This is a genomic window from Gilliamella sp. wkB108 (assembly GCF_001690195.1).
Taxonomy (GTDB): domain Bacteria; phylum Pseudomonadota; class Gammaproteobacteria; order Enterobacterales; family Orbaceae; genus Gilliamella; species Gilliamella apicola_L.
In genome coordinates this window covers 128,923-153,434 of sequence record NZ_LZGM01000049.1, presented here as the reverse complement: position 1 = coordinate 153,434, position 24,512 = coordinate 128,923, and the positions used below count along the sequence as shown (strand labels likewise).

General features: G+C 35.1%; 20 protein-coding genes and 1 tRNA gene. 12 read left to right on the top strand and 9 right to left on the bottom strand.

The genetic code is table 11. From position 1 onward, the window contains the following. The first annotated feature begins 3 nt into the window (after positions 1-3). Positions 4-666 carry a histidine phosphatase family protein gene (locus A9G11_RS05400; RefSeq protein WP_065618478.1) on the top strand — a complete coding sequence of 221 codons (663 nt, stop codon included), beginning with the start codon at positions 4-6 and terminating at the stop codon, positions 664-666. Between the two features lie 75 nt (positions 667-741). Here the strand turns inward: A9G11_RS05400 and A9G11_RS05395 are convergent, their stop codons facing one another. From A9G11_RS05395 to proS, 3 genes are all read right to left on the bottom strand, one after another. Then, positions 742-2,205, bottom strand: a complete 1,464-nt coding sequence (locus A9G11_RS05395) for a beta-barrel assembly-enhancing protease (RefSeq protein ID WP_442902968.1) — start codon at positions 2,203-2,205, stop codon at positions 742-744. Between the two features lie 160 nt (positions 2,206-2,365). After that, positions 2,366-2,956, bottom strand: a complete 591-nt coding sequence (locus tag A9G11_RS05390) for a dual specificity protein phosphatase family protein (protein WP_081298427.1) — start codon at positions 2,954-2,956, stop codon at positions 2,366-2,368. Positions 2,957-2,985: 29 nt separating this feature from the next. Continuing rightward, the gene (gene proS / locus A9G11_RS05385; RefSeq protein ID WP_065618476.1) at positions 2,986-4,707 is read right to left on the bottom strand and encodes a proline--tRNA ligase; all 1,722 of its coding nucleotides are present in this window, start codon (positions 4,705-4,707) and stop codon (positions 2,986-2,988) included. Between the two features lie 159 nt (positions 4,708-4,866). On the opposite strand from proS, the gene A9G11_RS05380 reads away from it, so the two are divergent. After that, on the top strand, positions 4,867-5,256 hold the full coding sequence (locus A9G11_RS05380) for a hypothetical protein (protein WP_065618475.1): 390 nt from the start codon (positions 4,867-4,869) through the stop codon (positions 5,254-5,256). Between the two features lie 112 nt (positions 5,257-5,368). Next, positions 5,369-6,727: an L-serine ammonia-lyase gene (locus A9G11_RS05375; protein WP_065618474.1), complete on the top strand. Its 1,359-nt coding sequence runs from the start codon at positions 5,369-5,371 to the stop codon at positions 6,725-6,727. Between the two features lie 255 nt (positions 6,728-6,982). Here the strand turns inward: A9G11_RS05375 and A9G11_RS05370 are convergent, their stop codons facing one another. The 5 genes from A9G11_RS05370 to xerD all read right to left on the bottom strand — a co-directional run bounded on the left by A9G11_RS05370 (position 6,983) and on the right by xerD (position 13,512). After that, positions 6,983-8,479 carry a bifunctional ADP-dependent NAD(P)H-hydrate dehydratase/NAD(P)H-hydrate epimerase gene (locus tag A9G11_RS05370; protein WP_065618473.1) on the bottom strand — a complete coding sequence of 499 codons (1,497 nt, stop codon included), beginning with the start codon at positions 8,477-8,479 and terminating at the stop codon, positions 6,983-6,985. A gap of 70 nt (positions 8,480-8,549) precedes the next feature. Continuing rightward, a complete protein-coding gene (mpl, locus tag A9G11_RS05365) occupies positions 8,550-9,944 on the bottom strand; it encodes a UDP-N-acetylmuramate:L-alanyl-gamma-D-glutamyl-meso-diaminopimelate ligase (RefSeq protein WP_065618472.1) in 1,395 nt (464 codons plus the stop codon). Positions 9,945-10,060: 116 nt separating this feature from the next. Next, a complete protein-coding gene (gene recJ, locus A9G11_RS05360) occupies positions 10,061-11,797 on the bottom strand; it encodes a single-stranded-DNA-specific exonuclease RecJ (RefSeq protein ID WP_065618471.1) in 1,737 nt (578 codons plus the stop codon). Between the two features lie 75 nt (positions 11,798-11,872). Continuing rightward, positions 11,873-12,571 carry a bifunctional protein-disulfide isomerase/oxidoreductase DsbC gene (gene dsbC / locus A9G11_RS05355; RefSeq protein ID WP_065618470.1) on the bottom strand — a complete coding sequence of 233 codons (699 nt, stop codon included), beginning with the start codon at positions 12,569-12,571 and terminating at the stop codon, positions 11,873-11,875. Positions 12,572-12,597: 26 nt separating this feature from the next. Next, the gene (gene xerD / locus A9G11_RS05350) at positions 12,598-13,512 is read right to left on the bottom strand and encodes a site-specific tyrosine recombinase XerD (RefSeq protein ID WP_065618469.1); all 915 of its coding nucleotides are present in this window, start codon (positions 13,510-13,512) and stop codon (positions 12,598-12,600) included. Between the two features lie 293 nt (positions 13,513-13,805). Between xerD and A9G11_RS05345 the strand changes: the two genes are divergently transcribed. Then, complete coding sequence (locus tag A9G11_RS05345; protein WP_065618468.1) at positions 13,806-14,432, top strand: Pr6Pr family membrane protein; 627 nt, start codon at positions 13,806-13,808, stop codon at positions 14,430-14,432. Further along, entirely contained in the window at positions 14,429-15,079 is a 651-nt protein-coding gene (grxB, locus tag A9G11_RS05340; protein WP_065618467.1) for a glutaredoxin 2, read from the top strand. Before A9G11_RS05345 ends, grxB begins: the two co-directional genes overlap by 4 nt. A 159-nt stretch (positions 15,080-15,238) precedes the next feature. Here grxB and A9G11_RS05335 read toward each other — a convergent pair whose 3' ends face one another. After that, positions 15,239-16,273: a tagatose 1,6-diphosphate aldolase gene (locus A9G11_RS05335; RefSeq protein WP_081298432.1), complete on the bottom strand. Its 1,035-nt coding sequence runs from the start codon at positions 16,271-16,273 to the stop codon at positions 15,239-15,241. 296 nt (positions 16,274-16,569) lie between these two features. Here A9G11_RS05335 and A9G11_RS05330 point away from each other — a divergent pair, with 296 nt between their 5' ends. From A9G11_RS05330 to A9G11_RS05305, 7 genes are all read left to right on the top strand, one after another. Further along, complete coding sequence (locus A9G11_RS05330; protein WP_065618465.1) at positions 16,570-17,889, top strand: MFS transporter; 1,320 nt, start codon at positions 16,570-16,572, stop codon at positions 17,887-17,889. A 342-nt stretch (positions 17,890-18,231) separates the two neighbouring features. Beyond that, positions 18,232-19,266, top strand: a complete 1,035-nt coding sequence (gene adhP / locus A9G11_RS05325; protein ID WP_065618464.1) for an alcohol dehydrogenase AdhP — start codon at positions 18,232-18,234, stop codon at positions 19,264-19,266. A gap of 195 nt (positions 19,267-19,461) precedes the next feature. Next, positions 19,462-20,910 carry an APC family permease gene (locus A9G11_RS05320; protein WP_065618463.1) on the top strand — a complete coding sequence of 483 codons (1,449 nt, stop codon included), beginning with the start codon at positions 19,462-19,464 and terminating at the stop codon, positions 20,908-20,910. An 870-nt stretch (positions 20,911-21,780) separates the two neighbouring features. Further along, positions 21,781-22,557 (top strand): class I SAM-dependent methyltransferase, encoded by a 777-nt coding sequence (locus A9G11_RS05315; protein ID WP_218056057.1) that lies wholly within the window; start codon positions 21,781-21,783, stop codon positions 22,555-22,557. A 107-nt stretch (positions 22,558-22,664) separates the two neighbouring features. Further along, a tRNA-Sec gene (locus tag A9G11_RS14360) sits at positions 22,665-22,755 on the top strand. A gap of 1,024 nt (positions 22,756-23,779) precedes the next feature. Next, entirely contained in the window at positions 23,780-24,007 is a 228-nt protein-coding gene (locus A9G11_RS05310; protein WP_065618462.1) for a type II toxin-antitoxin system ParD family antitoxin, read from the top strand. An 8-nt stretch (positions 24,008-24,015) separates the two neighbouring features. Then, positions 24,016-24,330 carry a type II toxin-antitoxin system RelE/ParE family toxin gene (locus A9G11_RS05305; RefSeq protein WP_218056056.1) on the top strand — a complete coding sequence of 105 codons (315 nt, stop codon included), beginning with the start codon at positions 24,016-24,018 and terminating at the stop codon, positions 24,328-24,330. Positions 24,331-24,512: the final 182 nt, after the last annotated feature.

The following is a 24,512-nucleotide window of genomic DNA, read 5'->3' as shown; positions in this document are numbered from 1 at the left end:
CAAATGAAAGATCTTAATTTATACTTAATTAGACATGGTCAAACTGAATGGAATATTAAAGATCAGATGCAAGGATCACAAAATTCGCCATTGACGCAAGAGGGGATTTTGGGTGCAGAAATTACAGGTAAATATTTAAAAAATGTTCCTTTCATGCAAGCCTATTCCAGTACTCAACAACGAGCTATAGAGACTCGAGATTATATTGTTAATGAAAATAGTATGGCAATTCCTACCTTTGAACTTGCTGATTTATGTGAAATGGATTTTGGTATTTGGGAAGGTAAATCTGTACCATTACTTAAAAAAGAGATCCCCGAATTTACTTATTATTTAAATGATCCTGCTAAATTTGATGCCTCAATAAATAAAGGTGAAAACTATTTAGAAGTATTAGAGCGTGTCAAACGTGGTTTGAATACTGTTATTGAAAATGCACCACAAGATAAAGGTAATATTTTGGTTGTTTCTCATGGTACTGTATTAAGGTTATTACTTTGTGTGTTAAATGGTGGTGATTGGCGTTTTCATCGTGATCAAAACTATTTTCCTCGCACCTTAAATACAAGTATCAGTTTGGTGAATTATCGACAAGATAATGATCAGCCAGACGGAAAGTTAACACTTAAGTATTACAATAATGTCGATCACTTAACCAGTAAATAATTCAGGTCTTATTGATTATCTTCTCGGCAAAGACAATCTTATTCACTTGCCGAGAAAAGATAAACAACGTAATCATTATCGCTGATAGGTAGCATAGCGTTTTTGTAATTGTTGTAATTGACTGATTCTGGCATCAAGCTTAGATATCATTGTTTGATTGCCTTTAGTTTGGCCTTTCGCATTTTGTAATAATTGGATAGCCTGTTTGAACTGTCCTTGTAATGCTAATAATTCAGCATTGGCACTCATTTCTTGAGCCCTTGAATGAAGTCCTCCATAGGCTTTTATCAGTAAGTCCCAACCATTCACATCATCATTATTATCGAAGGTATAGCGATGTAGCAGGCTAACTGCTTGTTGATAATTATTATTTTTTACATAGGCATTCGCTAAATTCAATTGTAAAGCTGAACTGTTAGGGGCTTTTTTCAATGCTGTTTGTAACCGACTAATTGCGGCAGCATTATTATTGAGTTCCAAGTCGATATCTGTCATTAAATCAATATACCAAATATTATTGGGATCATTATCTAATAACGGTTGTAGTTGTTGCTTGGCTTTTTGATATTCACCTGTTCGGTAATCGGCAAGCGCACCGCAGTACACAAGGGCAACTTTAGCTTGTTCATTATTGAGTTTTTTGTAATCTTCAATTAAAAGTTTACCAGTATTTTTATTCCTATCTAACAAAACGGCTAACCGTGCTTTAGCCAAATAATAATCTAGCGAAGGAGTAAGATCCTTTTTCGAGTACTGCATTGAGCGATTACGCATATCCGTCAAACGACTATTCGGCAAAGGGTGCGTAAGTAAAATTTCAGGCGGTTTGCTCATAAAACGTGTTTGGTCAGCTAATTTTTGCATAAACTCAACGGAGGCATAAGGATTAAATCCGGCTTTTGCTAACGTTCGTAAGCCAACGCGATCTGCTTCTTGCTCGTTACTTTGGGTAAAACTAATCTGACTTTGTGCTGAACCGGCCATTACACCTGTAATACTTGGTATTGCCGCTTCAGGAACGGCTAAAGAAAGTAGTATTGATCCTAATATTCCTCCCCATACATAGGGGCTATTTTGATTTTGAGCTTCAATTGCTCTGGCTAAATGGCGCTGGGTAACATGACCAATTTCGTGCGCCATAACTGAAGCTAATTGACTTTCATTATCTGTATCTAATATAAGTTTCGAATGGATAACAACATTACCACCAAAAAAAGCAAACGCATTGAGTATATCACTTCTCATGATATAGAAATGAAAAGGCATTTGTACCGATTCAGATTTTGAAACTAACTTTTTACCCAAATCATTGATATATTGCTTTAAAACAGGATCATCGACTATTGGTGCGCTGTTTCGTAATACCCGCATATAGTAATCACCCATTTCCATTTCTTGCCCAATACTTAATGTTGAAGCGGCAGCGGTTCCAATATCAGGAAGGGTTATGTTATTAGCATAAACTAAAGATGCGTTTTGCATGAATAAGGAAGTAGACAGTATAAGTGCGACGGTTTTTTTTAACATCATTCTAACCAATATAGATCTCTGATTCAGGTGAAATTATTTTAGCTTAAAAAACAGACATGATCACTTTGAATTTATCATTAAATTCTTCAAAATAAGTTGTTAATGAAGTTCGTGACATTTTTTGATAAAAAATAGGGGGTGATAGAGACAGATTATTGATAAAAATCAACTATTGAATTACAGCTAATCGCATTTTTTCAATATCAACATTTTCAATATACTTCACAATATTAGGGTAGACATTATAGTGATGACCGAATTTAGGTTGCATTAACTCATTAATTGCTTGTTCTTTAGTCCAGTTTTGAAAAACTAAACGATACATGGCAACAATCACCCCCGTACGATCACTACCGTGCCAACAATGAATCAATATTGGTTTGGGTGATTTATCGATAGCCTGAAGTATTTCTATCATTTTTTCGTCGGTGATATTCCCAGCTCGTAATTTAATCCAAACTTCTGAAATTCCCGTGTTGTTAATTTCATCTTGATCACTGTGCCATAATCGTAAATTAATCACAGTTTTGAATCCTAATTTATCCAGATATTGCATCTGTTTTATTGAAGGCTGTTCTGATCTAAATACATCACTTGAAATTTTATGGAAATTATTGGGTAACATATTATTCATATTTGGATTAATTCGTGATTGGCAACTATTGATAAGAAGTAATAACGAACACAACAATAAAAAGCTAGCAATTTTAGCTATTATGTCATAGTAACAAGGCTTCCATTGTTGTGTTTTGTTTTTCATTTTGCGATTAATGATTGAACTCTTAATTTTTACTTAACATTACAGCGATTTTTAATCAATTTAATAATATCATCAAGTTTTACCATCTCTTTCTCACCTTTGGCTCGGTGTTTATATTCAACTTCGCCATTATCAAGATTACGCTCGCCAATCACAATTGTATGTGGAATGCCAATAAGTTCCGCATCAGCAAACATTACCCCTGGTCGCTCCTTACGATCATCAAATAATACTTCAATACCGGCTTGTTGTAACTCCGCATAGATTTTTTCGGCGGTAGCTTGTACTTTTCCGGATTTATGCATATTCATTGGTATAATTACTACGCTAAATGGCGCGATAGCTTCCGGCCAGACAATGCCTCGTTCGTCATGGCATTGCTCAATTGCTGCTGCCACAATTCGGCTTACACCAATGCCATAGCATCCCATAATCATGACATGGTTTTGGCCATCTTCGCCTTGCACTGTCGCTTTCATCGCTTCTGAGTATTTAGTACCTAGTTGGAAGATATGACCTACTTCAATGCCTCGTTTTATTTGTAATGTCCCTTTGCCATCAGGGCTGATATCGCCTTCAACTACATTGCGAATATCTTCAATACGAGGTAGGGTAACATCACGTTGCCAATTGATGTTAAAATAGTGTTTATGATCAATATTGGCGCCAGCACTAAAGTCGCTCATTACAGCTACATCGCGATCAATAATAATTGGCATATCTAAATTAACTGGACCTAATGATCCTGGACCAGCATTAACTAGCGATCGAATCTCTTCTTCGGTTGCAAATTCAAGTGGTGAAGCAACGATATCAATTTTTTCGGCTTTAATTTCATTTAGACTGTGATCACCACGAACTAATAGAGCAACTAATTGATGACCACTCTCTTTACTTGCTTTAACCATTAAGGTCTTAACGGTTTTTTCAATCGGTAAATTGAATTGTTCAACTAATTCATCAATTGTTTTTGCATTTGGGGTAGCAACTAACTCCATTGCTTTAGTTGGAGCTAAACGTTCTTTCGTTGGAGCTAATGCTTGAGCCATTTCAATATTGGCAGCATAATCAGATTCAGTTGAAAAGACGATATCATCTTCACCACTATCAGCTAATACTTGGAATTCATGTGACCAATTTCCACCAATTGACCCGGTATCTGCACGAACAGCTCTAAAATTTAAGCCTGCACGCGTAAAAATTGCACTATAGGCTTGATACATATCGTCATAGGTTTCTTGTAAAGAAGCTTGTGAAGTATGAAAAGAATATGCATCTTTCATAATAAATTCACGGGAACGCATCACACCAAAACGTGGACGGACTTCATCACGGAATTTAGTTTGAATTTGATAGATATTAAGCGGTAATTGTTTATAAGAGCTTACTTCATTACGGAGTAAGTCGGTGATCACTTCTTCATGCGTAGGGCCTAAAACAAAATCACGGTCACCGCGGTCTTTTATTCGTAATAGCTCTGGACCATATTGTTCCCAACGCCCACTTTCTTGCCAGATATCCGCTGGTTGAACAACCGGCATTAAGATTTCAATGGCACCGGCTCTATTCATCTCTTCACGTACAATATTTTCAACTTTTTTTAGTACCCGATAACCGGTAGGAAGCCAAGTATATAAACCGGCTGCAACTTTGCGGATCATCCCGGCACGTAACATTAATTGGTGACTTACCACCTCAGCATCAGCTGGGGTTTCTTTTAAAGTAGAAAGAAGATATTTACTGGTTCGCATGAATTTATCCCGAAAAAATAATAAACTTATTTATATAATAAAAATGTTGATTAGTTTAGCAGTACCAAGCTCAACACTAAAGTAATTTTATTGGTAATTATTGTGATCTTGAAAGATTAATTGTAAATTAGCAACAGGGAAAAGGAAAATCATACAATCATGAAGAAACTAAAATTTGATCACCTACTGTATGTTATATTTGCTTTGGTCTTACTGTATTATCCAGTTAAAATCGCCAAATATTATTTAATGGATCTCAGTTATGATGAGATTTCAGATATTGTTTGGCGAGGTGATGGCTGTAATAAAGATGACTATCCGAATTATAAGGATAAAGAGTGTCCTTGTGGTGGAGGGTTGCTAGAACCCGGTGATAGTACGATTAATAAAGACGGATTAATGTATATAGATGATAAACTTATAGGTAAAGTAACGTTGAAAGAAAAACCAAGTTTTTTTTCAATGGGTGAGATTTTGACTGGTGGCGAATTAGAAATTCAGGATTTGGACACTGGGATTATCTGTTATTATGATTCGGTTCTGGATTAACCTATATTCAAAGCTTGATTCTGCCTGCGTAGCACCATAATATACCCTCCGTTATTCATACAATTTTGTTCATTATCATACAAAATAAAATAGATAAGTTTAAAGGAAATACATGGGTTCGGTTTTTGACATATTTAAAATAGGTATTGGTCCTTCAAGTTCGCATACGGTTGGACCAATGAAAGCCGGTAAGGCTTTTGTCGATCAACTTATTCAAGATAAAAAAATGTCGTCAGTAACGAAAATTGTTGCTGATATTTATGGTTCTTTATCACTTACAGGTAAAGGACATCATACCGATATTGCAATTATTATGGGTCTTACCGGCGAAAAGCCAGATACCGTTAATATTGATCAGATCCCAGCAGTGATTGAGAATTTGAATCAGAGCCACCAGTTATCTATTTACAATGGTCGATATTTTGTTGATTTTGACCAAGATAGCATGGTTTTTCATTCTTCATTTTTACCTTTGCATGAAAATGGTATGAAATTGACAGCTTATCAAAATGAAAAAGTGCTTTTGAGTCAAACATATTATTCGGTAGGTGGGGGTAAAATTGTTGATGAAGCCTTGTTTGGACAAGCAGAACAAAGCTCAGTAAAATTACCATATCCTTTTACATCTGCTGAACAATTATTGCATTATTGTGATGACAATTCCTTGTCAATTTCCAGCATTATGTTGAAAAATGAACTACAACTACATAGTCATGATGAGATTGAAAGCTATTTCACTACTGTTGGACAAACGATGTTAGATTGTATTAAACGTGGTATGCACACGGAAGGATTATTACCGGGAGCATTAAAAGTACCTCGTCGAGCTAATGCGCTTTATCGTCAGTTATCAACCAGTAAAAATAATAATGATCCGATGATTATTATTGATTGGATTAATATGTTTGCATTTGCCGTCAGTGAAGAAAATGCAGCAGGTGGACGCGTTGTTACTGCACCAACTAATGGCGCTTGTGGCATTATTCCTGCTGTACTTGCATATTATGACAAATTTATCGATCCGGTTACGCCAGATATTTATATTCGATTTTTCTTAACCTGTGGTGCCATTGGATTGCTGTATCAGAATAATGCTTCTATTTCAGGTGCGGAAGTTGGATGTCAAGGAGAGGTTGGCGTTGCTTGTTCAATGGCAGCAGCTGGTTTAGCCGAGCTATTAGGGGGAAGTCCAGAACAAGTTTGTATGGCAGCTGAAATTGCAATGGAACATAATTTAGGTTTGACCTGTGATCCTGTTGACGGGCAAGTGCAAGTTCCTTGCATTGAACGTAATGCGATCGCTGCGGTAAAAGCCATTAATGCAACGCGAATGGCATTAAGGAGAACCAGTGCTGCAATTGTTTCACTTGATAAAGTGATTAAAACCATGTATGAAACAGGTAAAGATATGAATGCTAAATATCGTGAAACTTCTCGAGGAGGTCTAGCGATCACTGTGCATTGTAGTTAAGTATAAATGTAGCTTATAAAGCGTTATCTTTATGCTACATTTTTATACCAAATTAAGCTTGGAGTCATTCAATAGCAAAGTGAGTAGCAAAAAAGATAACGGAATGACGGGTTATTTTGCCAATAAATAGTGAAAAGAAATTTTATGCGCATGAACCGCTATCCGATATATTTTAGTTAACGTCATTAAAACAGCAAACCCTGTCTGCAATAATAGAAAAATAGTTAATTGCGAGTCCGAGATATAGTAGTCATATCATGATAGGGTTTGATTATTTAATATGTCACTAATTCCGTCGATAATATCACTGGCTAACATACTGTGTTTACCTAATTTTTTAGCCACAGCATCACCAATCAAACCATGCAAGTAAACACTTACTGGGGCAGCTTGTGTGGCAGGTAAATGCTGAGCAATTAATCCCGCTATAATACCGGTTAACACATCACCCGTTCCGCCTGTCGCCATACCGTTATTGCCTGATTGATTAATATAGGTTGGCTTTTGTGGCGTTGCCACAATGGTTTTAGCATCTTTTAATACACAAATTACCTGATTTTTTTCAGCAAACGCTTTGGCAGTTGCAACTAAATTATTTTTGATAGTATCAATCGATTGCAGAGTTAATCTCGCCATTTCACCCAAATGTGGTGTGATAATAATGGTGGTGTGTGCTTGTTTGAGTAAATCTATATCGTTTGCTAACGTATTAAGTGCATCGGCATCAATAATAATAGGTATGTTAGCACTTGCTAATACACAAGATAAAATCTTATGAGTGTCAGTTGATATGCCCATACCCGGACCTATTACAATGACCGAAGCCCAATTAATTAATTGTTTAAGTTGGTCTGAGTCGATTTGGTTTGGAATATATGGCGTTAATAGTACTTCTGGCAATTGACTTAACAATACATCACGATTACATTCAGGTGTGTAAATACGTACTAACCCGGCTCCAACTTTATAGGCTGCTTTAGCCGATAAATAAGCTGCACCGCACATATTTTGCGAACCGGCAATCACTAGTACTTTGCCAAAACTGCCTTTATTGCTGTAATTTTGTCTATCAGGTAGCAGACGGGCTAAGTCATGATGATTATAGGTATAGTGTTCTGGCTTTTTATCAGCATAAATGCCGATATCAGCAATGATTATTTCTCCGGCAAATTCATGTCCCGGATAGAGTGTAAAACCGATTTTTTGGTAAGCAAACGTGACGGTTTGTTTGGCTTTTACTGCAGCGCCAAGTATTTTTCCGGTATCAGCACAGATCCCTGATGGAATATCAACAGCGAGGATATCGGCATTACTTTGATTAATTAGCTTAATAATCTGCAGCAAATCACCGGTTATATTGCGATTTAGACCAATGCCAAAAAGCGCATCAACAATGGTTGTATAGTTAACCAAGGTTTTAGGGGATTGTGTGATAGTAGTAATATTGTAATGTTGGGCAATGTTGATTTGTTGTCTGGTCTCTGGTGAAGCGAGATTAGGATCGCCAACTAAATAGATGATAACATTAATATGTTGTAATTTGAGTAATCGCGCAATGGCAATACCGTCCCCGCCATTGTTACCATAACCACAAACAACAGCCACTTTATGCAAATTAAATTGACCTTTTTTGAGTTGTTCAACTACGGCTAAGGCAGCTCGTTCCATTAATACTAATGAAGGTAAGCCAATTGTTTGCGAAGTTTGTGTATCAAAATGCTTCATTTCAGATGAGGTAACTAAGTACTGCATAACAACCTCCTACTTAATATGATCTGCCACTTATGTGGCAAAATCATACAATCACATGTTAGTGTGATATTTAGATGAGTGGAAGCTCATCTTCCTGCTCTTTTAATTGCTGCTTTTCTAAGCTCTCTAAAATCTTTTTATGAATACCACTAAAACCACCGTTACTCATAATTAAAATAGCATCGGTTGGTTTAACTGATTTGGTGATCAGCTCAACTAACAAATCAATATCGCCTGACCAGTAAGCAGGTTGAATGCAAGCATCAACCACATCCGCGACTAACCAAGGTAATTGTTCAGGTTGGAAGATGAATACTTCATCGGCACGACCTAAAGATGGCGCAAGTTCATCTTTTGAGATACCTAATTTCATGGTATTTGAGCGAGGCTCAAGTACAGCTAAAATGCGGCGATTTGCGCCAATTTTACTGCGTAATGCTTCCAATGTTGCCAAAATCGCTGTCGGGTGATGAGCAAAATCATCATAAATTTCGATATCATTTACTTTGCCATAAAGTTCGAGACGTCGTTTGGCATTGATAAAAGTGCTAAGTGCTGAACAAGCATCCGTTGGTTCAATGCCTACGTTATGCGCAGCCGCTATTGCCATTAATGCGTTATGCATATTATGTTCACCAACTAATGAGTAATGAACTTCGCCTACTTTTTGGCTATTTAAATAGACTGCAAAATGACTGGCATCATTTGAGATACGTTGTGCTTGCCAGCCTGTTTCAGACTCTGTAAATGATTGATTACTCCAACAACCTTTAGCTAAAACTTGTTTTAAGTTCACATCTTCTTGTGGAGAAATAATAAGCCCTTTACTTGGTACTAAACGTATTAAATGGTGAAACTGTTTTTGAATTGAACTAAGATCATCAAAAATATCTGCATGATCAAATTCTAAATTATTCATCACCAATGTTTTAGGACAGTAGTGCATGAATTTAGATCGTTTGTCAAAAAATGAGCAATCATACTCATCGGCTTCGATAACAAAGAAATTACCTTCTCCTAATCGTGCTGAAACTTCAAAATTACCCGGTACACCACCAATGACAAAGCCTTGTTGGTAGCCTTGTTGTTCTAAAATCCAGTTGATCATGCCAGCAGTGGTTGTTTTACCATGTGTACCGGCAACGGCGATGACCCAACGATCTCGCAAGACATTATCATGTAACCACTGAGGTGCAGAGATATAAGGAATATTATTATCAAGTATGTACTCAACACATGGATTACCTCGTGACAGAGCATTACCAATGATCACTAAATCAGGTGTTGGAGTAAGTTGTTTAGGATCGTACCCTTCAATGATGTCTACTTTTTCTTTTTGTAAAAGTGTACTCATAGGTGGGTAAACGTTTTTATCTGAACCTGTTACTTTGTGGCCTAATGAACGAGCGATTAATGCAATTCCTGCCATAAATGTGCCGCAAATTCCGAGAATATGAATATGCATTTTAAATCCTTAATTTTGTATGAATTTATTGATGAATTTTACTACCAGTATTATTTTGAACGGCAGAACTTGATTTAATTTTAGAAATCTTGGTAATTATAATCAATTTTGATTGCTTATGCGATAGGCCATAAATGCCTAATCATTAATCTTGCAACTTGGTTACCTCTAAATTCATCAACATCTAAATGATAAACTAATTTCACTTTTTTTATTGATTGATCCGGCCACTCAAGTAAATTGACATTAAAATATACACCTTCAATGAGGGAACCACCATTTTTAGGCTCTAATACTAATCTGAGGTGTTTTTGAGCAAACAATTTTTGTTGATGAATAATAAATTCACCATCAAAAATTGGTTCAGAAAATCCTTCTCCCCAAGGTCCGGATTCTTTTAACTGTTTCGCTATGGTATAAGTAAAATCTTGGTTTTCTATTTCACCATCGGTTTCTATGATCTGTTCAAATAAATCATTGGTTAACCGTTCATTTAGTAATGCTTCACAGTAACTAGTAAAAAGTGCCAAATTCTCTTCACGAATGGTTAAGCCTACCGCCATAGCATGACCACCAAAACTCTCTATTAAATCAGGGTGAAGTTGATTTAATTCATCTAATAGGTCGCGTAGGTGAACCCCTAAAATTGATCGCCCAGATCCTTTTAAAAAACCATCTTGTGTAGAAGCAAATGAGATGACAGGTCGATAATATTTATCTTTTAAACGAGCAGATAAAATACCAATAATACCTTGATGCCATTGCGGATGATGAACCACCAGCAAATTAGGAATAGTGGTTTTTTCTTTTTTAATTTCTTGAATAAATGATAATGCTTCTTTATGCATAGTCTGTTCAATTAATTTACGATCACTATTTAATGTATCAAGATCGGTTGCTTGTTTGAGCGCTTGATCGTAATTGTCACATAGCAATAATTCAACACCAAGAGACATATTATCCATTCTTCCCGCAGCATTTAATCTTGGAGCAATATAAAATGCCAAATCGGTCGATGAAAAAGAAGCAGGATCTTTTTTAGCAATTTGTAACAGTGCTTTTATCCCGTCACAGCAATAACCTGAGCGAATACGGTTGACACCTTGATGCACTAAGATTCGGTTATTATGATCAAGTTTAACGACATCAGCTATTGTTCCTAATGCAACCAAATCTAATAAATTAGCAATGTTATATTCTGCTATTTTGTTGTCTACAAACCAGTTTTCTTGTCTTAATTTTGCCCGTAGTGCCAGCATAAAATAGAATGTCACACCAACACCAGCTAGATGCTTAGATGGAAAAGTGCAATCTGGTAAATTAGGATTGATTATTGCATCAGCTTGAGGCAACTGCTCTGGACATAAATGGTGATCAGTAATGATTACCATTAAATTAGCCTGTTTTGCAAACTCAACCGCTTCAACCGCTGAGATACCATTATCAACGGTAATAATTAAATCTGCTTTTTGTAACAGCGCTTTTTTGACCACAGCAATACTTAAACCATAACCGTCTTCGAACCGATCTGGAATAATATAATCGACAAAATGACACCCCATTTTTCGCAACGCCTTGACAGCTAGTGCTGTACTGGTCGCACCGTCAGTATCGAAATCGCCAACAATGACAATACGTTGCTCATTTTTCATGGCTGAGTACAAAATTTCAACCGCACGTTCAGTACCATTTAGTGTATCGTAATTATGTAAATTGCGGGTACCATAATCTAGCTGCTGCATGGATGTAATACCACGCAAAGCATAAATTCGTTGCAGTAATAACGGAATGTCTTTTGAAAACTCAGGTAAAGATTCTGGTAACTTGCGATGTACTAATTTATTTTTATTCATATGTTAAATGTTAGCGCATAGGCGCTAACATATATTTTTAAGTTTGAATTTGATTTTTGATTGATTTATTTGCAACTATTGAGCTGCTTTTTTATCTAAAATTTCAAGTAATTTGTCTGCGGGGACATAACCAGAAATAAGTTGTCCACTAGATAAAACAATAGCTGGTGTACCACTAATACCGAGTTGTTTACCTATGTTAAATTGTTGACTGACATAAGGTACCATGCTGTTAGCTTTAGCAATAGTATTACCTTTATAGGCATTATCAAAAGCAGTTTTGCGGTCAGTTACGCTCCAAATAGATTGCATATTTTTACCTACGTCACTATCAACACCTGCGCGAGGGAAGGCAAAATAGTGTACCGAGATGCCCGCATCTAAATATTGGTTAATATTTTCATGGAGTAACTTACAGTAGTGACAAGTATAGTCGGTAAATACAGAAATGACATATTTTTCTTTCTTGGCTTTATAAACAATCGCATCTTTATCAATTGTTTTTATTAATTTAGCATTTTCTTTATTGGCAATATTTACCGGTTCCCCACTCTCGATACTATAAATTGGACCTTGTGTTACATATTTACCATCATTGGAAACATAAATAAGGCCTTCAGGTGTGATGACTTTTTTTAAGCCATCTACCGGAATATTATAAATTTTTATATCTTTCGCATCATATCCTAACTTTCCCAGTGTTTTGGTAATGTCATTATTACCTGCTAGTACAGATGTTGAAATTAATGCTAAACCCAATAGTAATTTTTTCATTCATTTATCCTTAATTGATATGAGCTTTATGCTCGAGGATGATGTTTACGATGTAACTGTTTTAACCTTTCTGTGGCAACATGTGTATAAATCTGAGTAGTAGATAGACTACTGTGACCCAATAACATCTGCACAACGCGCAAATCCGCACCATGATTAAGCAGATGGGTTGCAAAAGCATGACGTAGAACATGAGGTGAAAGGGCTTCAATATTAATGCCTGTTAGTATGGCATAATATTTTATTCGATGCCAGAATGTCTGTCGCGTCATTTTTTTTCCTAATCGACTAGGAAATAGTATATCAATTGGTCCATTTTTTAAAAGATCATTACGACCATATTTAAAATAGTATTCGAGCCAATAAACCGCTTCTTCACCTAACGGAACAAGACGTTCTTTGTTACCTTTACCGATTACTCTAACTACACCTTGACGTAAACTGACATCACTAATTTCCAGATTAACCAGTTCAGATACTCGCAATCCTGTTGCATAAAGTACCTCTAACATCGCTTTATCACGTAACTCAATAGGATCGTCAGTACTTGGCGATTCAAGTAAAGCTTCAACTTGTGATTCTGTTAAATCTTTCGGTAATTTTTTGGGTAATTTGGGTGATGATAACACAGCAGAAGGATCATCGGTACGATAATTTTCTTGATATAAATATTGGAAAAAACGTTTCGTCGCACTAAGCAATCGTGCAGAGCTACTCGCTTTATAACCATTAGTTACCCGTTGCATTAAAAAATCTTGTAAGTGCAATGTTTGGGCGGTAAGTAAAGTGACTTTCTGTGATTGTAAGAACTGACTTAATGCCAACAGATCGAGCTTATAAGAGACGATGGTATTTTCCGCCAAATTGCGTTCTAACCACAATGCATCCAGAAATTGTTCAATCAGCATTTTATCAGGTGATGACCTATTTTTTTCTGACATCAAAAGTTATCTCAATACTAAAAAATGCTAGGTATTATATACCAAGTAGCTATAAGTAACAGTCATTGTTAATTTAATAAAAGGTTTATTATTAACTTACTTATTTTTGTTTATTTAGATTTATCGTCAGCAAAATATCAGAATTTCCCTCTTTTATACTAAAACGTATAGTTAACCTGAAATCTTTTTACAAGATAGTTTAAACACTAATAGAATAACTTATTAATCTATTTTGTATTTTTTATCTTGTTCAAGATATACTATGCTATTAGTTCATTTATCAAATGTTTGTTATGTTAAATCGAAGTATTAATCTTTTTATTGCTGTATTGGCTATTACTGTTATTGGTATTGAGAGTTATATTTACTGGCATGTGCAACTTCGTCCTTGGCAACCGGCAACGCCCATTGGTCGATTGGTTTTTTATTATAGCTTTTTTACAGTCTTATCTAATTTTATGTTAGCACTCAGTTGTTTGTGGCTGGTTTTTAAACCTAATTGTAATCGATTTAGTTTTAAAGTGATTCGTTTAAATGGTCTGGTTGGTGTGATTATCACGGCACTAGTTTACAACTTCATATTACGAGCGATTCATAGACCGCCTAATGCAATATTAACGTTTACCAATGAGAGTTTACATGTTGTGTTACCGATTTTAGGCATTTTAAGTTGGTTAATTTGGGGACCATTTCGACGAATCAATTTTAACGTAATAATCGGTTCATTATTATCAATGCTGACCTATGGCGTTTATATTTTTGTTCGGGGTTACTTTACTAATCAGTATCCGTATCCTTTTATAAATGTCACGCGAATCGGTTATCCAAAAGCATTATTAGCAGTAAGTATGGTTGTCGGATTATTTCTGGGATTAGTTTTTCTTTTATGGGTTATTGAACGCTTAAGGAAACGAAAATGAAACTATATATTTATGAACACTGTCCTTTTTGTGCAAGAGCTAGAATGATCTTCGGCCTTAAAAAGGTGCCGGTTGAATTGCATGTATTATTAAGTGATGATTTTAAAACGCCTGAGCGTATGATTGGCGAAAAAATGGTACCGATTTTACAAAAAGATGATGGTAGCTATTTACTAGAAAGCTTAGATATTGTTGATTATATCGACCATAATTATGGTGGAAAACCTATTTTAACTGGGGTTAGATCGCCTGAAATTGCCGAATTAATTAAACAGTTCCAACAGTATGATTACCGTTTAGAGTGTCCACGTTATATAAAAATGGGTTTTGCTGAATTTGCAACGCAAAGCGCGATCAATGATTTTGTTGCAAGTAAAAGCAATAAAATGGGCGCATTTGCTGATTGTATGGCGCAAACCGATACACTGGTTTCCGCTGTCTCAAATATTTTGGATAGACTCGAACCTTTTATCATTTCCCCTGATGCTTGTAATGGTAGTTTGTCTTTAGATGATATCTGTCTATTTCCTGTATTGCGTAATTTGACGTGTGTTAAGGAACTCAATTTTCCAGATAAAATTAGATCTTACCTACAATCAATGTCAAAGCTAAGTCAGGTTGATCTGTTTTTTGAAAGGGCAATATAGCATATAAAAACTGAATTGCTTGTTTTGAGGTATAAAGTCCCGTCGACACCTGTCGACGGGACTGTTGGTAGAGAGAGTGGGAAAATAGGAGTAAACCCTGTTCTCTCGTATAAATTTATTACAATTTAGTTTTATTCAAACACAAAAATATTGATTGAATTAATTACCTAAAGTGAGATCAATAACTTCAATATTATTAAGACCGCCATAAATATCATACCATGGGGTTGCATATTGTTTTAAGATCTTATTTAGGTGTTCAACGTTTTCACGACCAGTAGAATCTAACCAACGTCGTAAGCCCTCTTTACCGTCTTTAGCATAGGCAGCTACACCTTCAAACCAAGTCGCACGACCACCTAAAATACCACTATATTTAGCGCCATTATCGCCTGCAAAAATCAACTCTTCATGGAAGGTTTTAGTCGGTACACCGGCACTTAAATAAATGAAAGGACGAGTAGCAACATCACTTGCTTGTTTAAAGTAATCAGCCGCTTGTTTTTGAGAATAAACAACAACATTATTGTCGTTAAAGCCTTCTACGTTTTTAAATAGCACAGGAACTTCAACTTTTAATACATCGATGTAATACTGATCTTTGGTAAATTCTTTAATAGTATTAATGACTTTCTGCGGTTTAATTTTAGCGAATTCAGGACTTTTATCATCAGTAATCACATTATCATAGACAATTGGTTCAACAAAAACAGGAATATCAGCAGCTCTTGCTTCGTTACCTAAGCGTTCTAAAAAGGCGTGTTTTTTATCTAAAATATCTTGAGGATCATCTGGATTATAGTAAACAAGGACTTTGGCTGCATCGGCGCCTTTTTTCAATAAACGTTGTAGAGAGTCTTCTGGTAATATATCTGGTAATCGACCTGGAGTACTGGCGTCATACCCCGTTTTTTCATATGACATTATTAAACCGGCATTTTTATTCTTTTTTGCCATACCTTTAAAGCCATATTGTTCGTCTAATAAAATTGCACTAACATATTTTGTTAACTCTTGTGAAACTAGCTCTTTAAACTCATAGACCATATCGACGTGATAACGATCTTTGCCAACAGCCGATTCCATCATCTTGACCATTGAGCCACGCTGATCAATTGCCAGAGCCGCAATTACGCCATCTTGGTTTGACAATTGTTGCATACGTGTAAACTTGCCACGAGAAATACGTTTTATAGCCATTTTATAGCTCTCCATATTAATTAGAAAATACCTTCATTGTATTTTTTTTATATGACCATTTATTATTCATTTGTGCTAGTTTTAAATTTAAATATTTTTTTAATTATTGAACCTTTTTGATTATTGTTAACACACTGAAAGTTATTTATTTATTTTAAGTTTATTTAATTTTTATGTAATGAAATTAGAATACTAATAAAGGCTGATAATTACTTTTAAAAAAAATAGGGTTCAGGTATATTAGTACACAATACGAGACTATATGTAAACAAAAATTTACAAGGATAATCATGTCAAACTCAGAAACATTGTCACCTTCAACCAGTTTAAACAATCAAGATTATAAAACACTAGCGCTTTCGGCTTTAGGCGGTGCATTAGAGTTTTATGATTTTATTATTTTTGTCTTTTTTTCAATGACTATTAGTCATCTGTTTTTTCCCAATGATATGCCAGCATGGTTAAGCCAAGTACAAACATTTGGTATTTTTGCTGCTGGTTATTTGATTCGTCCATTTGGTGGTATTGTCATGGCGCATTTTGGTGATTTATTTGGTCGCAAACGCATGTTTACACTGAGTATTTTGCTTATGGCATTACCAACACTTTTTATCGGTTGCTTACCTACTTATAGTGCTATTGGTATTTTTGCGCCATTATTGCTTTTAGTTATGCGATTGTGTCAAGGCTTAGCCGTAGGAGGAGAAGTTCCGGGCGCATGGACTTTTGTTGCCGAACATGTACCAAAAAACAAAATTGGTTTGGCTTGTGGGATTCTAACCAGTGGTTTAAGTTTAGGGATTTTACTTGGTTCATTAGTTTCAACCGTTATCAATAAAAACGTTACACCTCAGCAAATGATTGATTGGGGTTGGCGGCTCCCTTTTATCATTGGTGGTATTTTTGGTTTGATTGCGATGTATTTACGCCGTTGGTTAAAAGAGACGCCAATTTTTTTGGCTATACAAAAACGTAAACAGCAAGAGCTTTCTAAAAAATTGCCTGTAGTTACGGTAATCACTCAATATTTGCCACAAACTATATTATCGATGTTACTTACGTGGGTATTATCTGCCGGTATCATGGTTATTATGTTAATGACACCAATCTTGTTACAAAAACAGTTTGGCTTTTCTGCCCTTGATGCTTTACAAGGAAACATCTTAGCCATTATTGGTCTTATTATTAGTTGTACCTTTTACGGTATGATGATGGATAGATTTGCGATGGGTAAAGTTCTGGCTATAGGTTGTGGCATTGCTGCAATTATGATTGCTATTTTCTATTTATCTTTAAGTAATCCTTATCTTCTCTTTATTACCTATCCTTTGGCTGGATTGGGTGTGGGTGTTGTTGGTTCTTTTGCTTACTTTATGGTGAAGGTATTCCCAACAGAGATCCGTTATAGTGGTGTGTCATTTTCATTTAATATGGCATATGCAATTGCTGGTGGATTAACGCCACTACTGATCTCGTTGTTTGATGATTTTGTCAGTAAAATGGCACCAGCGTTTTATGTCGTGACATTATTTGTTTTAGGTGCATTTATTGGATTATTTTTGTTAATTAATAACAATAGTCAACGATACGTTGCTAAAGATATCTCATAATCAATTTTGATACAGATAGTCAAATTATCGTGTCAACCTTATTAACTAAAAGATAATAACAATATAAGGAACAACAGTTTTGCGTTGTTCCTTTTTTATTAATCTTTTTTTACTATTGTATTGTTCTTCGTAAAATTCTTGTTTACCTCGATAGCGAATCAATTAGTTAAAAAATCGACCATTTTTTGTTAAAAAGTTTCAGGTTAGCTATGCGTTTCAATCAAAATTCAAAGAAAATCAATTTTTTTCATAAAATTGTGAAATTACTCATATTTTATAAAAATAATTAGGCTAAAATAACAACAGTTATGTTTTAACTTTAATATTATCTAGGAGAGAAAAATGAAAGCTGCTGTTGTTAAACAAGAATGCGATGGACAAGTTGAAATCAAAGATATTGCGCTTCGCCCTCTAGAGGCTGGAGAAGCATTGGTTGATGTCGAGTATTGTGGGCTTTGTCATACCGATCTTCATGTCGCTGCTGGTGACTTTGGTAAAAAACCAGGACGTGTTATTGGTCATGAAGGTGTAGGTATTGTAACTAAAATTGCTCCTGACGTGAAAAGTCTGAAAGTAGGTGATAGAGTTAGTATTGCTTGGTTCCATGCTGGTTGTGGTACATGTGAGTTCTGTATTTCTGGTAATGAAACATTTTGCCGTAATGCCTTGAATTCAGGTTATAGTGTTGATGGTGGTATGGCTGAACAATGCATCGTTAAAGCCGATTATGCGGTTAAAGTACCAGAAGGTCTTGATCCAGCACAAGCAACCAGTGTGACTTGCGCCGGTGTAACAACTTATAAAGGCATAAAAGTAGCAAATACTAAACCGGGACAATGGCTTGCGGTCTTTGGTATTGGCGGTCTTGGTACTTTGGCGGTTGAATATGGTAAAAAAGTATTTAACAATAAAGTCGTTGCGATCAGTAATAGCGATAGCCAATTAGAATTGTGTAAACAATTAGGTGCTGATTTAGTGATAAATCCTAAAAAAGTTGCTGATGTTGGTGCATATATTAAAGAGCATACTGGTGGCGGTGTTCATGGTGCAGTGGTTACATCAGTGACGAAAACAGGTTTTAATCAAGCAATTGATTCAGTACGCCCATTAGGTCGTGTGGTTGCATTAGGTTTACCTTCTGAAACAATGGATCTAAGCATTCCACGAACTGTGTTAGACGGTATCCAAGTTTTAGGTTCACTTGTTGGTACGCGTGAAGATCTTGCAGAAGCGTTCCAATTTAGTGCAGAAGGTAAAGTTGTACCAATTGTTGAAAAACGTCCATTTGAAGATATTAACGATATGATCGAAGAAATGAAAGCCGGTAAAATTCGAGGTCGAATGGTCGTTGATATGAAAATGAAAAAAAATAAATAATTAACTTATTAATTATTCACAAAACCAGCTTAGTGCTGGTTTTTTTGTCTGATTAAATTTAAGTTAAATCTATATTGTTTTGATTTTTAATGTGTTTTACTTATCTTATCGCAATGTTTCTTGTATTTTATTCATAAAGTCCTATTATAGGCAGAATTTACAAAATTATATTAAATATTTCAAAGGGGCATTTTAATGTCAGATCACAATTTAGAAAATAAATTGCGAAAAGATCTTGGTCTAGTTTCAGCATTATCACTCGTTGTTGGAATGGTTTTAGGTGCAGGTGCATTTATGAAACCACCGGCAGTATTAGAAGTTGCAGGTGACTATCATTATGCTTTATTAGCATGGATTATTGGTGGCGTTTTTTCAATTTGTGGAGGCTTAACGCTTTGTGAGTTAGGCGTAATGTTTCCACGAACAGGCGGACTCCTTGTTTATCTTGAAAAGATTTATGGCGCTAAAGTTTCTCACCTGTATGGCTGGATGATTACGGTTCTATTTGCACCTTCTTTAGTTGGGGCGCTAGTTGGGTATTTTAGTTCGGTATTTTGTTTATTATTCCAAATTGATGGCGCTTATCGAATGGCGGTTAGTGCTGGTGTATTAGGTTTTATCGCATTTGTTAATGCTATTGGTGTAAAACAGGCAGGGTATCTGCAAACTATCGCCACTGTGTGTAAACTTATCCCTATACTATTATTGGCAATATTTGGATTATGGAAAGGTAATGGGCAAGTGGCATTATTTAGCGCGAGTGGGCAAGGGATTGAAAGTTCAGCGCCGTTTGCTGTTGCTATTTTAGCCACACTGTTTGCTTATGACGGGTGGGCGCAAGTAGCCTCTGTAGCGGGTGAAATTCGTAATCCAGCTAAAATATTACCGAAAGCAATTATTTTGGGTATTATCTTTTTAGTGATCGTGTATGCATGTATTAATATTGCGTTGTTTAAAATTTTCCCTGTTAAAGAAATGGTTTCACTTGGACATGATGCCTCAGCGGTTGCATCTCAACAAATGTTTGGTCATTTAGGTGGTAATTTAGTCGCAGTTGGCATTATGGTCTCTATTTTGGGGGGTATTAATGGCTATATTATGACTTTATCACGCACCATTTTTAGTATGGGTGAACGAGGAACAATTATTGGCGCCCGCTATTTAAGTACGATTGATGATGATAGTCGTTCGCCTGTTAATGCGATTATTATTTTGGTTGTATTTTCTTTCTTATACTCAGCCTTACTTGATGCTGATCGTTTATCCGAAATTTCGATGTTTTCTATTTGGGTATTTTATCTATTAACCTTTATTGGCGTGATTATTGCGCGAAAAAAATATCCTAATATTCCTCGTTCTTATAAAGTAATTGGTTATCCTATTATTCCAATTATTGCTATTTTAGGTTCAGTTTATGTGATTTACGGCATGCTTATTAATCAAACTATTAATGGTATTGCCTCAATAATTCTCACTTTAATTGGTTTGCCAATGTATTTTTATTATGACAAGAAAAACAAAGGTGTAGAGCTTGCACTTGGTGAAGTTAAAAAATACAAAGTTAAAACTAAATATACAATTGCTATTGGTGTTATAGCGGTTATTGCCTTATTAATGGGCTATGGCACTATTATAAGTAAATAAATTAACCGTTTTAATGCATGGTTACCGCCAACACAAGTTGGCGGAGCATCGAATTTAGTCATCAGTACAGAGATCCCTGCCATTTAATGCTTATTTTCTTGAATTAACAGCTAGCGACTCGCCTATAATATTTGCCAGTTATAACAATAATTACTCTTCATTTTTGTAAAAAATGTTCAGGAGTCTATACCGTTTCATTTCTCTTTTGACGCTACATCTAGCGACTAACTGAGTTATAACAGGGTTGGTTTATATAGAAATTGATACATATTTTGTAAAAAATATTCAGGAGTCTATACCGTTTCATTTCTCTTTTAATGCAACATCTAGCGACTAACTGAGTTATAACAGGGTTGGTTTATATAGAATCTGATACATTTTTTGTAAAAAATATTCAGGAGTCTATACCGTTTCATTTCTCTTTTAATGCAACATCTAGCGACTAACTGAGTTATAACAGGGTGGGTTTATATAGAATCTGATACATTTTTTGTAAAAAATATTCAGGAGTCTATACCGTTTTATTTCTCTTTTGATACTACATCTAGCGACTAACTGAGTTATAACGGGTTGGTTTGTATATAATCAGCTACATATTTTGTAAAAAATATTCAGGAGTCTATACCGTTTCATTTTTCTTTTAATGCAACATCTAGCGACTAACTGAGTTATAACAGGGTTGGTTCATATTAAACGGTTATTTATTTTTTCACTTAACAGCTTAATATCACGTTCATGTAAGCTAATGTTATAATGACGTTTTATTTTGTGGATAAAAAATGTCAGTTGTATTCATCGACAAAATCAGGTGTAAATAAAACCGATCAATCATCTTGATAATTATAAATAAAAAATATGGGGAGAAAGTGAGTGCCAATAATAGATAATCATCAAAACGAAGATCTAGTATTAGCTATTGTAGCTTATTGGAGTAAACGAGCAAAAGGTTACAGTCAAACCAATCAGGATGAACTTGCCACGCAAAAAAGGTCTATTTGGCAAAAACTGATTTTGTCACATGCCCCCAAAAAAGAGGTTTTAAAAATATTAGATTTGGGAACCGGGCCGGGTTTTATGGCGATTACTTTAGCATTAGCTGGTCATGATGTAACAGCGGTAGATGTAACTCAGGCAATGTTAGATCAAGCTGAAAAAAATGCGGATAATTATCAAGTAAAAATCGACTTTGTTTTATCTGATGTTCATTCACTTCCTTTTGCTGATGATAGCTTTGATTTAGTGGTCATGCGAAATGTAACTTGGGGTTTGGAGAAACCATTAAATGGTTACAAAGAATGGTTAAGAGTGTTAAATAAAGGGGGAAGATTATTAAACTTTGATGCTAATTGGTATCTTTTTTTATATGATCATCATCGTTATTTAGCCTATCAGGCGGATCGTCATAATGCGCTTAGCCAAGGTATTGTAGACCATTATTTACAAACAGATACGACAGAAATGGAACGGATTGCTAAATTGTTACCATTAAGTCAGGTATTAAGACCACAATGGGATATGCAAACCTTAATTGATTTAGGATTTAGTAAGATTTATCTTGAGACAGATATCTCAAAACAAGTGTGGGATAAAGATGAATTACTTAATTATCACTCCACCCCAATGTTTATGATTTGTGCTGAGAAATAGCTTCTCACGATATAATTTATATCCCAAAAAACTAGCTAAGACTCATTCGTTAATTCAATTGACAATCTTGGGCTAGTCTATGTTATTATTAATGAACTTATTGTTATGGAAGTTGATGAGATCTGGTGGTCTTCGCGGTCTTCAAAACCGTTGTCAGCCTATCGGCTGGGGTAGGTTCGATTCCTGCCTCTTCCGCCATTTTTTCAATTTAACCTATTTGAAAATATGAAGTTTTTAATAACATTAAGCCTCTATCCATCTTTTTACTCATTTTGAAATTATTAATGATTATCAAATGGCTATAGTAATTGTCTAATTTGTATGCAGTAGGTTTTTCTGAATCAACATTGAACTTAGCTCAATTTTTTCTTTTAATTGGACGTTAGTCTAGTATTATTTCTTCACATGGGCTTATACTCCTAATGACTTTTATTCCATAACATTATGTTATATTGATAATATCAACAAATTCATTCTTACCTAGAGTAAATCAAATTAAGATAACATTAGGTAACAATCCCCAAGTTTAAGTGAAATAAATAGTACTCGATTATTGAGCAAAAATATCAATCGTATTGGCATATCAACTACCTTTGCAAAATTGCAGCCAATCAGCCATCAGGTTTGAACGTTTTTCAAGTAAATCACCGCGTTGGTAAGCAGAATCAGTTTTAACAGCTAACTGATGTGCTAACGCATGATCTATTATCTCTCTTAAGTAATGAGTCGTTTCTCCTGTTCAATCTCGAAAGATGAACGGAAACCATGTTGAGTAATATGAACAAAATTCATACATCTTAGTGTGCCTGTTGATGACATATTAGATAATTGTTTATTACGTGGAACCGAGTAAATATATTTACTATTGGATAATTGGGAAATATTTTTTATTAATGTTATTGCTTCAATACGACCACATGAACGGCTAGCTGTTTCAGTTTTGGTATACCAAATGTGTTCATAATAGTTATGAAACTAATTTTGTATCCATGCTTAATACAGTTAATTTTTCAATAATAGTTAAAGCATAATGACTGAGTGTAGATTGCCACTTTTTTGCATGTTTTTGTTATTCCAACCAGATTTATGGGCATCTATATAATTCGCATCATATTCTGCTTTTATTTATAAGCCATAAATAAATAGTTTTTATATTCAAAATATATTATGATTTTAATCATGATTGGCAATTTTTGCCAAAATCATTAGAGAGGTATCTAAAATGAGTACAATGAATATTTCAATACCTGAATCACTACGTGTTCACGTTGAGCAAAAAGTTAAAAAAGGCCTTTATAGTACTCATAGTGAATATGTAAAAGAACTCATCCGTAAAGATCTTGAGCGTGAAAAATTGAGAGATTTAATTATGGAAGGGATCAATTCACCAACAGGTTCAGTCATTGATGAAGACTATTTTGCTTCATTAAAACGCAGAATAGAAGAATAGGCTAGATAATGGCAAAAACGCTTATCTATCAAATAAAAGCCGAACAAGATGTTGAACAGGCTATCGATTATTATAGGGAAAAATCTAAAGTATTAGGTAACAAGTTTTATCATGAACTCATGAAATCATACGGTAATATCAGTGACCATCCAGCTATTGGCTCAAACCGCTTTGCCTATGAGTTAAATATACCCAATTTAAAAACTTGGGCGCTCACAGATTTTCCTTATATTATTTTTTACATTGAGAAAGCCGAATACATTCATATCTACCGTGTTTTGCATAGTAGTCGACAAATTCCATCATGGATGTTTGAATCTTAATATAATAACGCTCAGTAATGGGTGTTATTATTTTAACTTTGTCATAGTTGCAACGGTATACTTTTCTTGTAGGCATTCGTAGCGGTATAATAAACCATCAAGGATGATGCTCCATGACAAGGCAACTAATTCCACCAAAAAAGAAGCTAAAATAGTCAGCAAATAAATAATTTGTGACACTC

What these genes read in the sequence shown, in the direction of transcription:
- A9G11_RS05400 (WP_065618478.1), top strand. Translation starts at nt 4, where the DNA reads ATGAAAGATCTTAATTTATACTTAATTAGACATGGTCAAACTGAATGG.
- A9G11_RS05390 (WP_081298427.1), bottom strand. Translation starts at nt 2,956, where the DNA reads ATGAAAAACAAAACACAACAATGGAAGCCTTGTTACTATGACATAATA.
- proS (WP_065618476.1), bottom strand. Translation starts at nt 4,707, where the DNA reads ATGCGAACCAGTAAATATCTTCTTTCTACTTTAAAAGAAACCCCAGCT.
- A9G11_RS05380 (WP_065618475.1), top strand. Translation starts at nt 4,867, where the DNA reads ATGAAGAAACTAAAATTTGATCACCTACTGTATGTTATATTTGCTTTG.
- A9G11_RS05375 (WP_065618474.1), top strand. Translation starts at nt 5,369, where the DNA reads ATGGGTTCGGTTTTTGACATATTTAAAATAGGTATTGGTCCTTCAAGT.
- A9G11_RS05370 (WP_065618473.1), bottom strand. Translation starts at nt 8,479, where the DNA reads ATGCAGTACTTAGTTACCTCATCTGAAATGAAGCATTTTGATACACAA.
- mpl (WP_065618472.1), bottom strand. Translation starts at nt 9,944, where the DNA reads ATGCATATTCATATTCTCGGAATTTGCGGCACATTTATGGCAGGAATT.
- recJ (WP_065618471.1), bottom strand. Translation starts at nt 11,797, where the DNA reads ATGAATAAAAATAAATTAGTACATCGCAAGTTACCAGAATCTTTACCT.
- dsbC (WP_065618470.1), bottom strand. Translation starts at nt 12,571, where the DNA reads ATGAAAAAATTACTATTGGGTTTAGCATTAATTTCAACATCTGTACTA.
- xerD (WP_065618469.1), bottom strand. Translation starts at nt 13,512, where the DNA reads ATGTCAGAAAAAAATAGGTCATCACCTGATAAAATGCTGATTGAACAA.
- A9G11_RS05345 (WP_065618468.1), top strand. Translation starts at nt 13,806, where the DNA reads ATGTTAAATCGAAGTATTAATCTTTTTATTGCTGTATTGGCTATTACT.
- grxB (WP_065618467.1), top strand. Translation starts at nt 14,429, where the DNA reads ATGAAACTATATATTTATGAACACTGTCCTTTTTGTGCAAGAGCTAGA.
- A9G11_RS05330 (WP_065618465.1), top strand. Translation starts at nt 16,570, where the DNA reads ATGTCAAACTCAGAAACATTGTCACCTTCAACCAGTTTAAACAATCAA.
- adhP (WP_065618464.1), top strand. Translation starts at nt 18,232, where the DNA reads ATGAAAGCTGCTGTTGTTAAACAAGAATGCGATGGACAAGTTGAAATC.
- A9G11_RS05320 (WP_065618463.1), top strand. Translation starts at nt 19,462, where the DNA reads ATGTCAGATCACAATTTAGAAAATAAATTGCGAAAAGATCTTGGTCTA.
- A9G11_RS05310 (WP_065618462.1), top strand. Translation starts at nt 23,780, where the DNA reads ATGAGTACAATGAATATTTCAATACCTGAATCACTACGTGTTCACGTT.
- A9G11_RS05305 (WP_218056056.1), top strand. Translation starts at nt 24,016, where the DNA reads ATGGCAAAAACGCTTATCTATCAAATAAAAGCCGAACAAGATGTTGAA.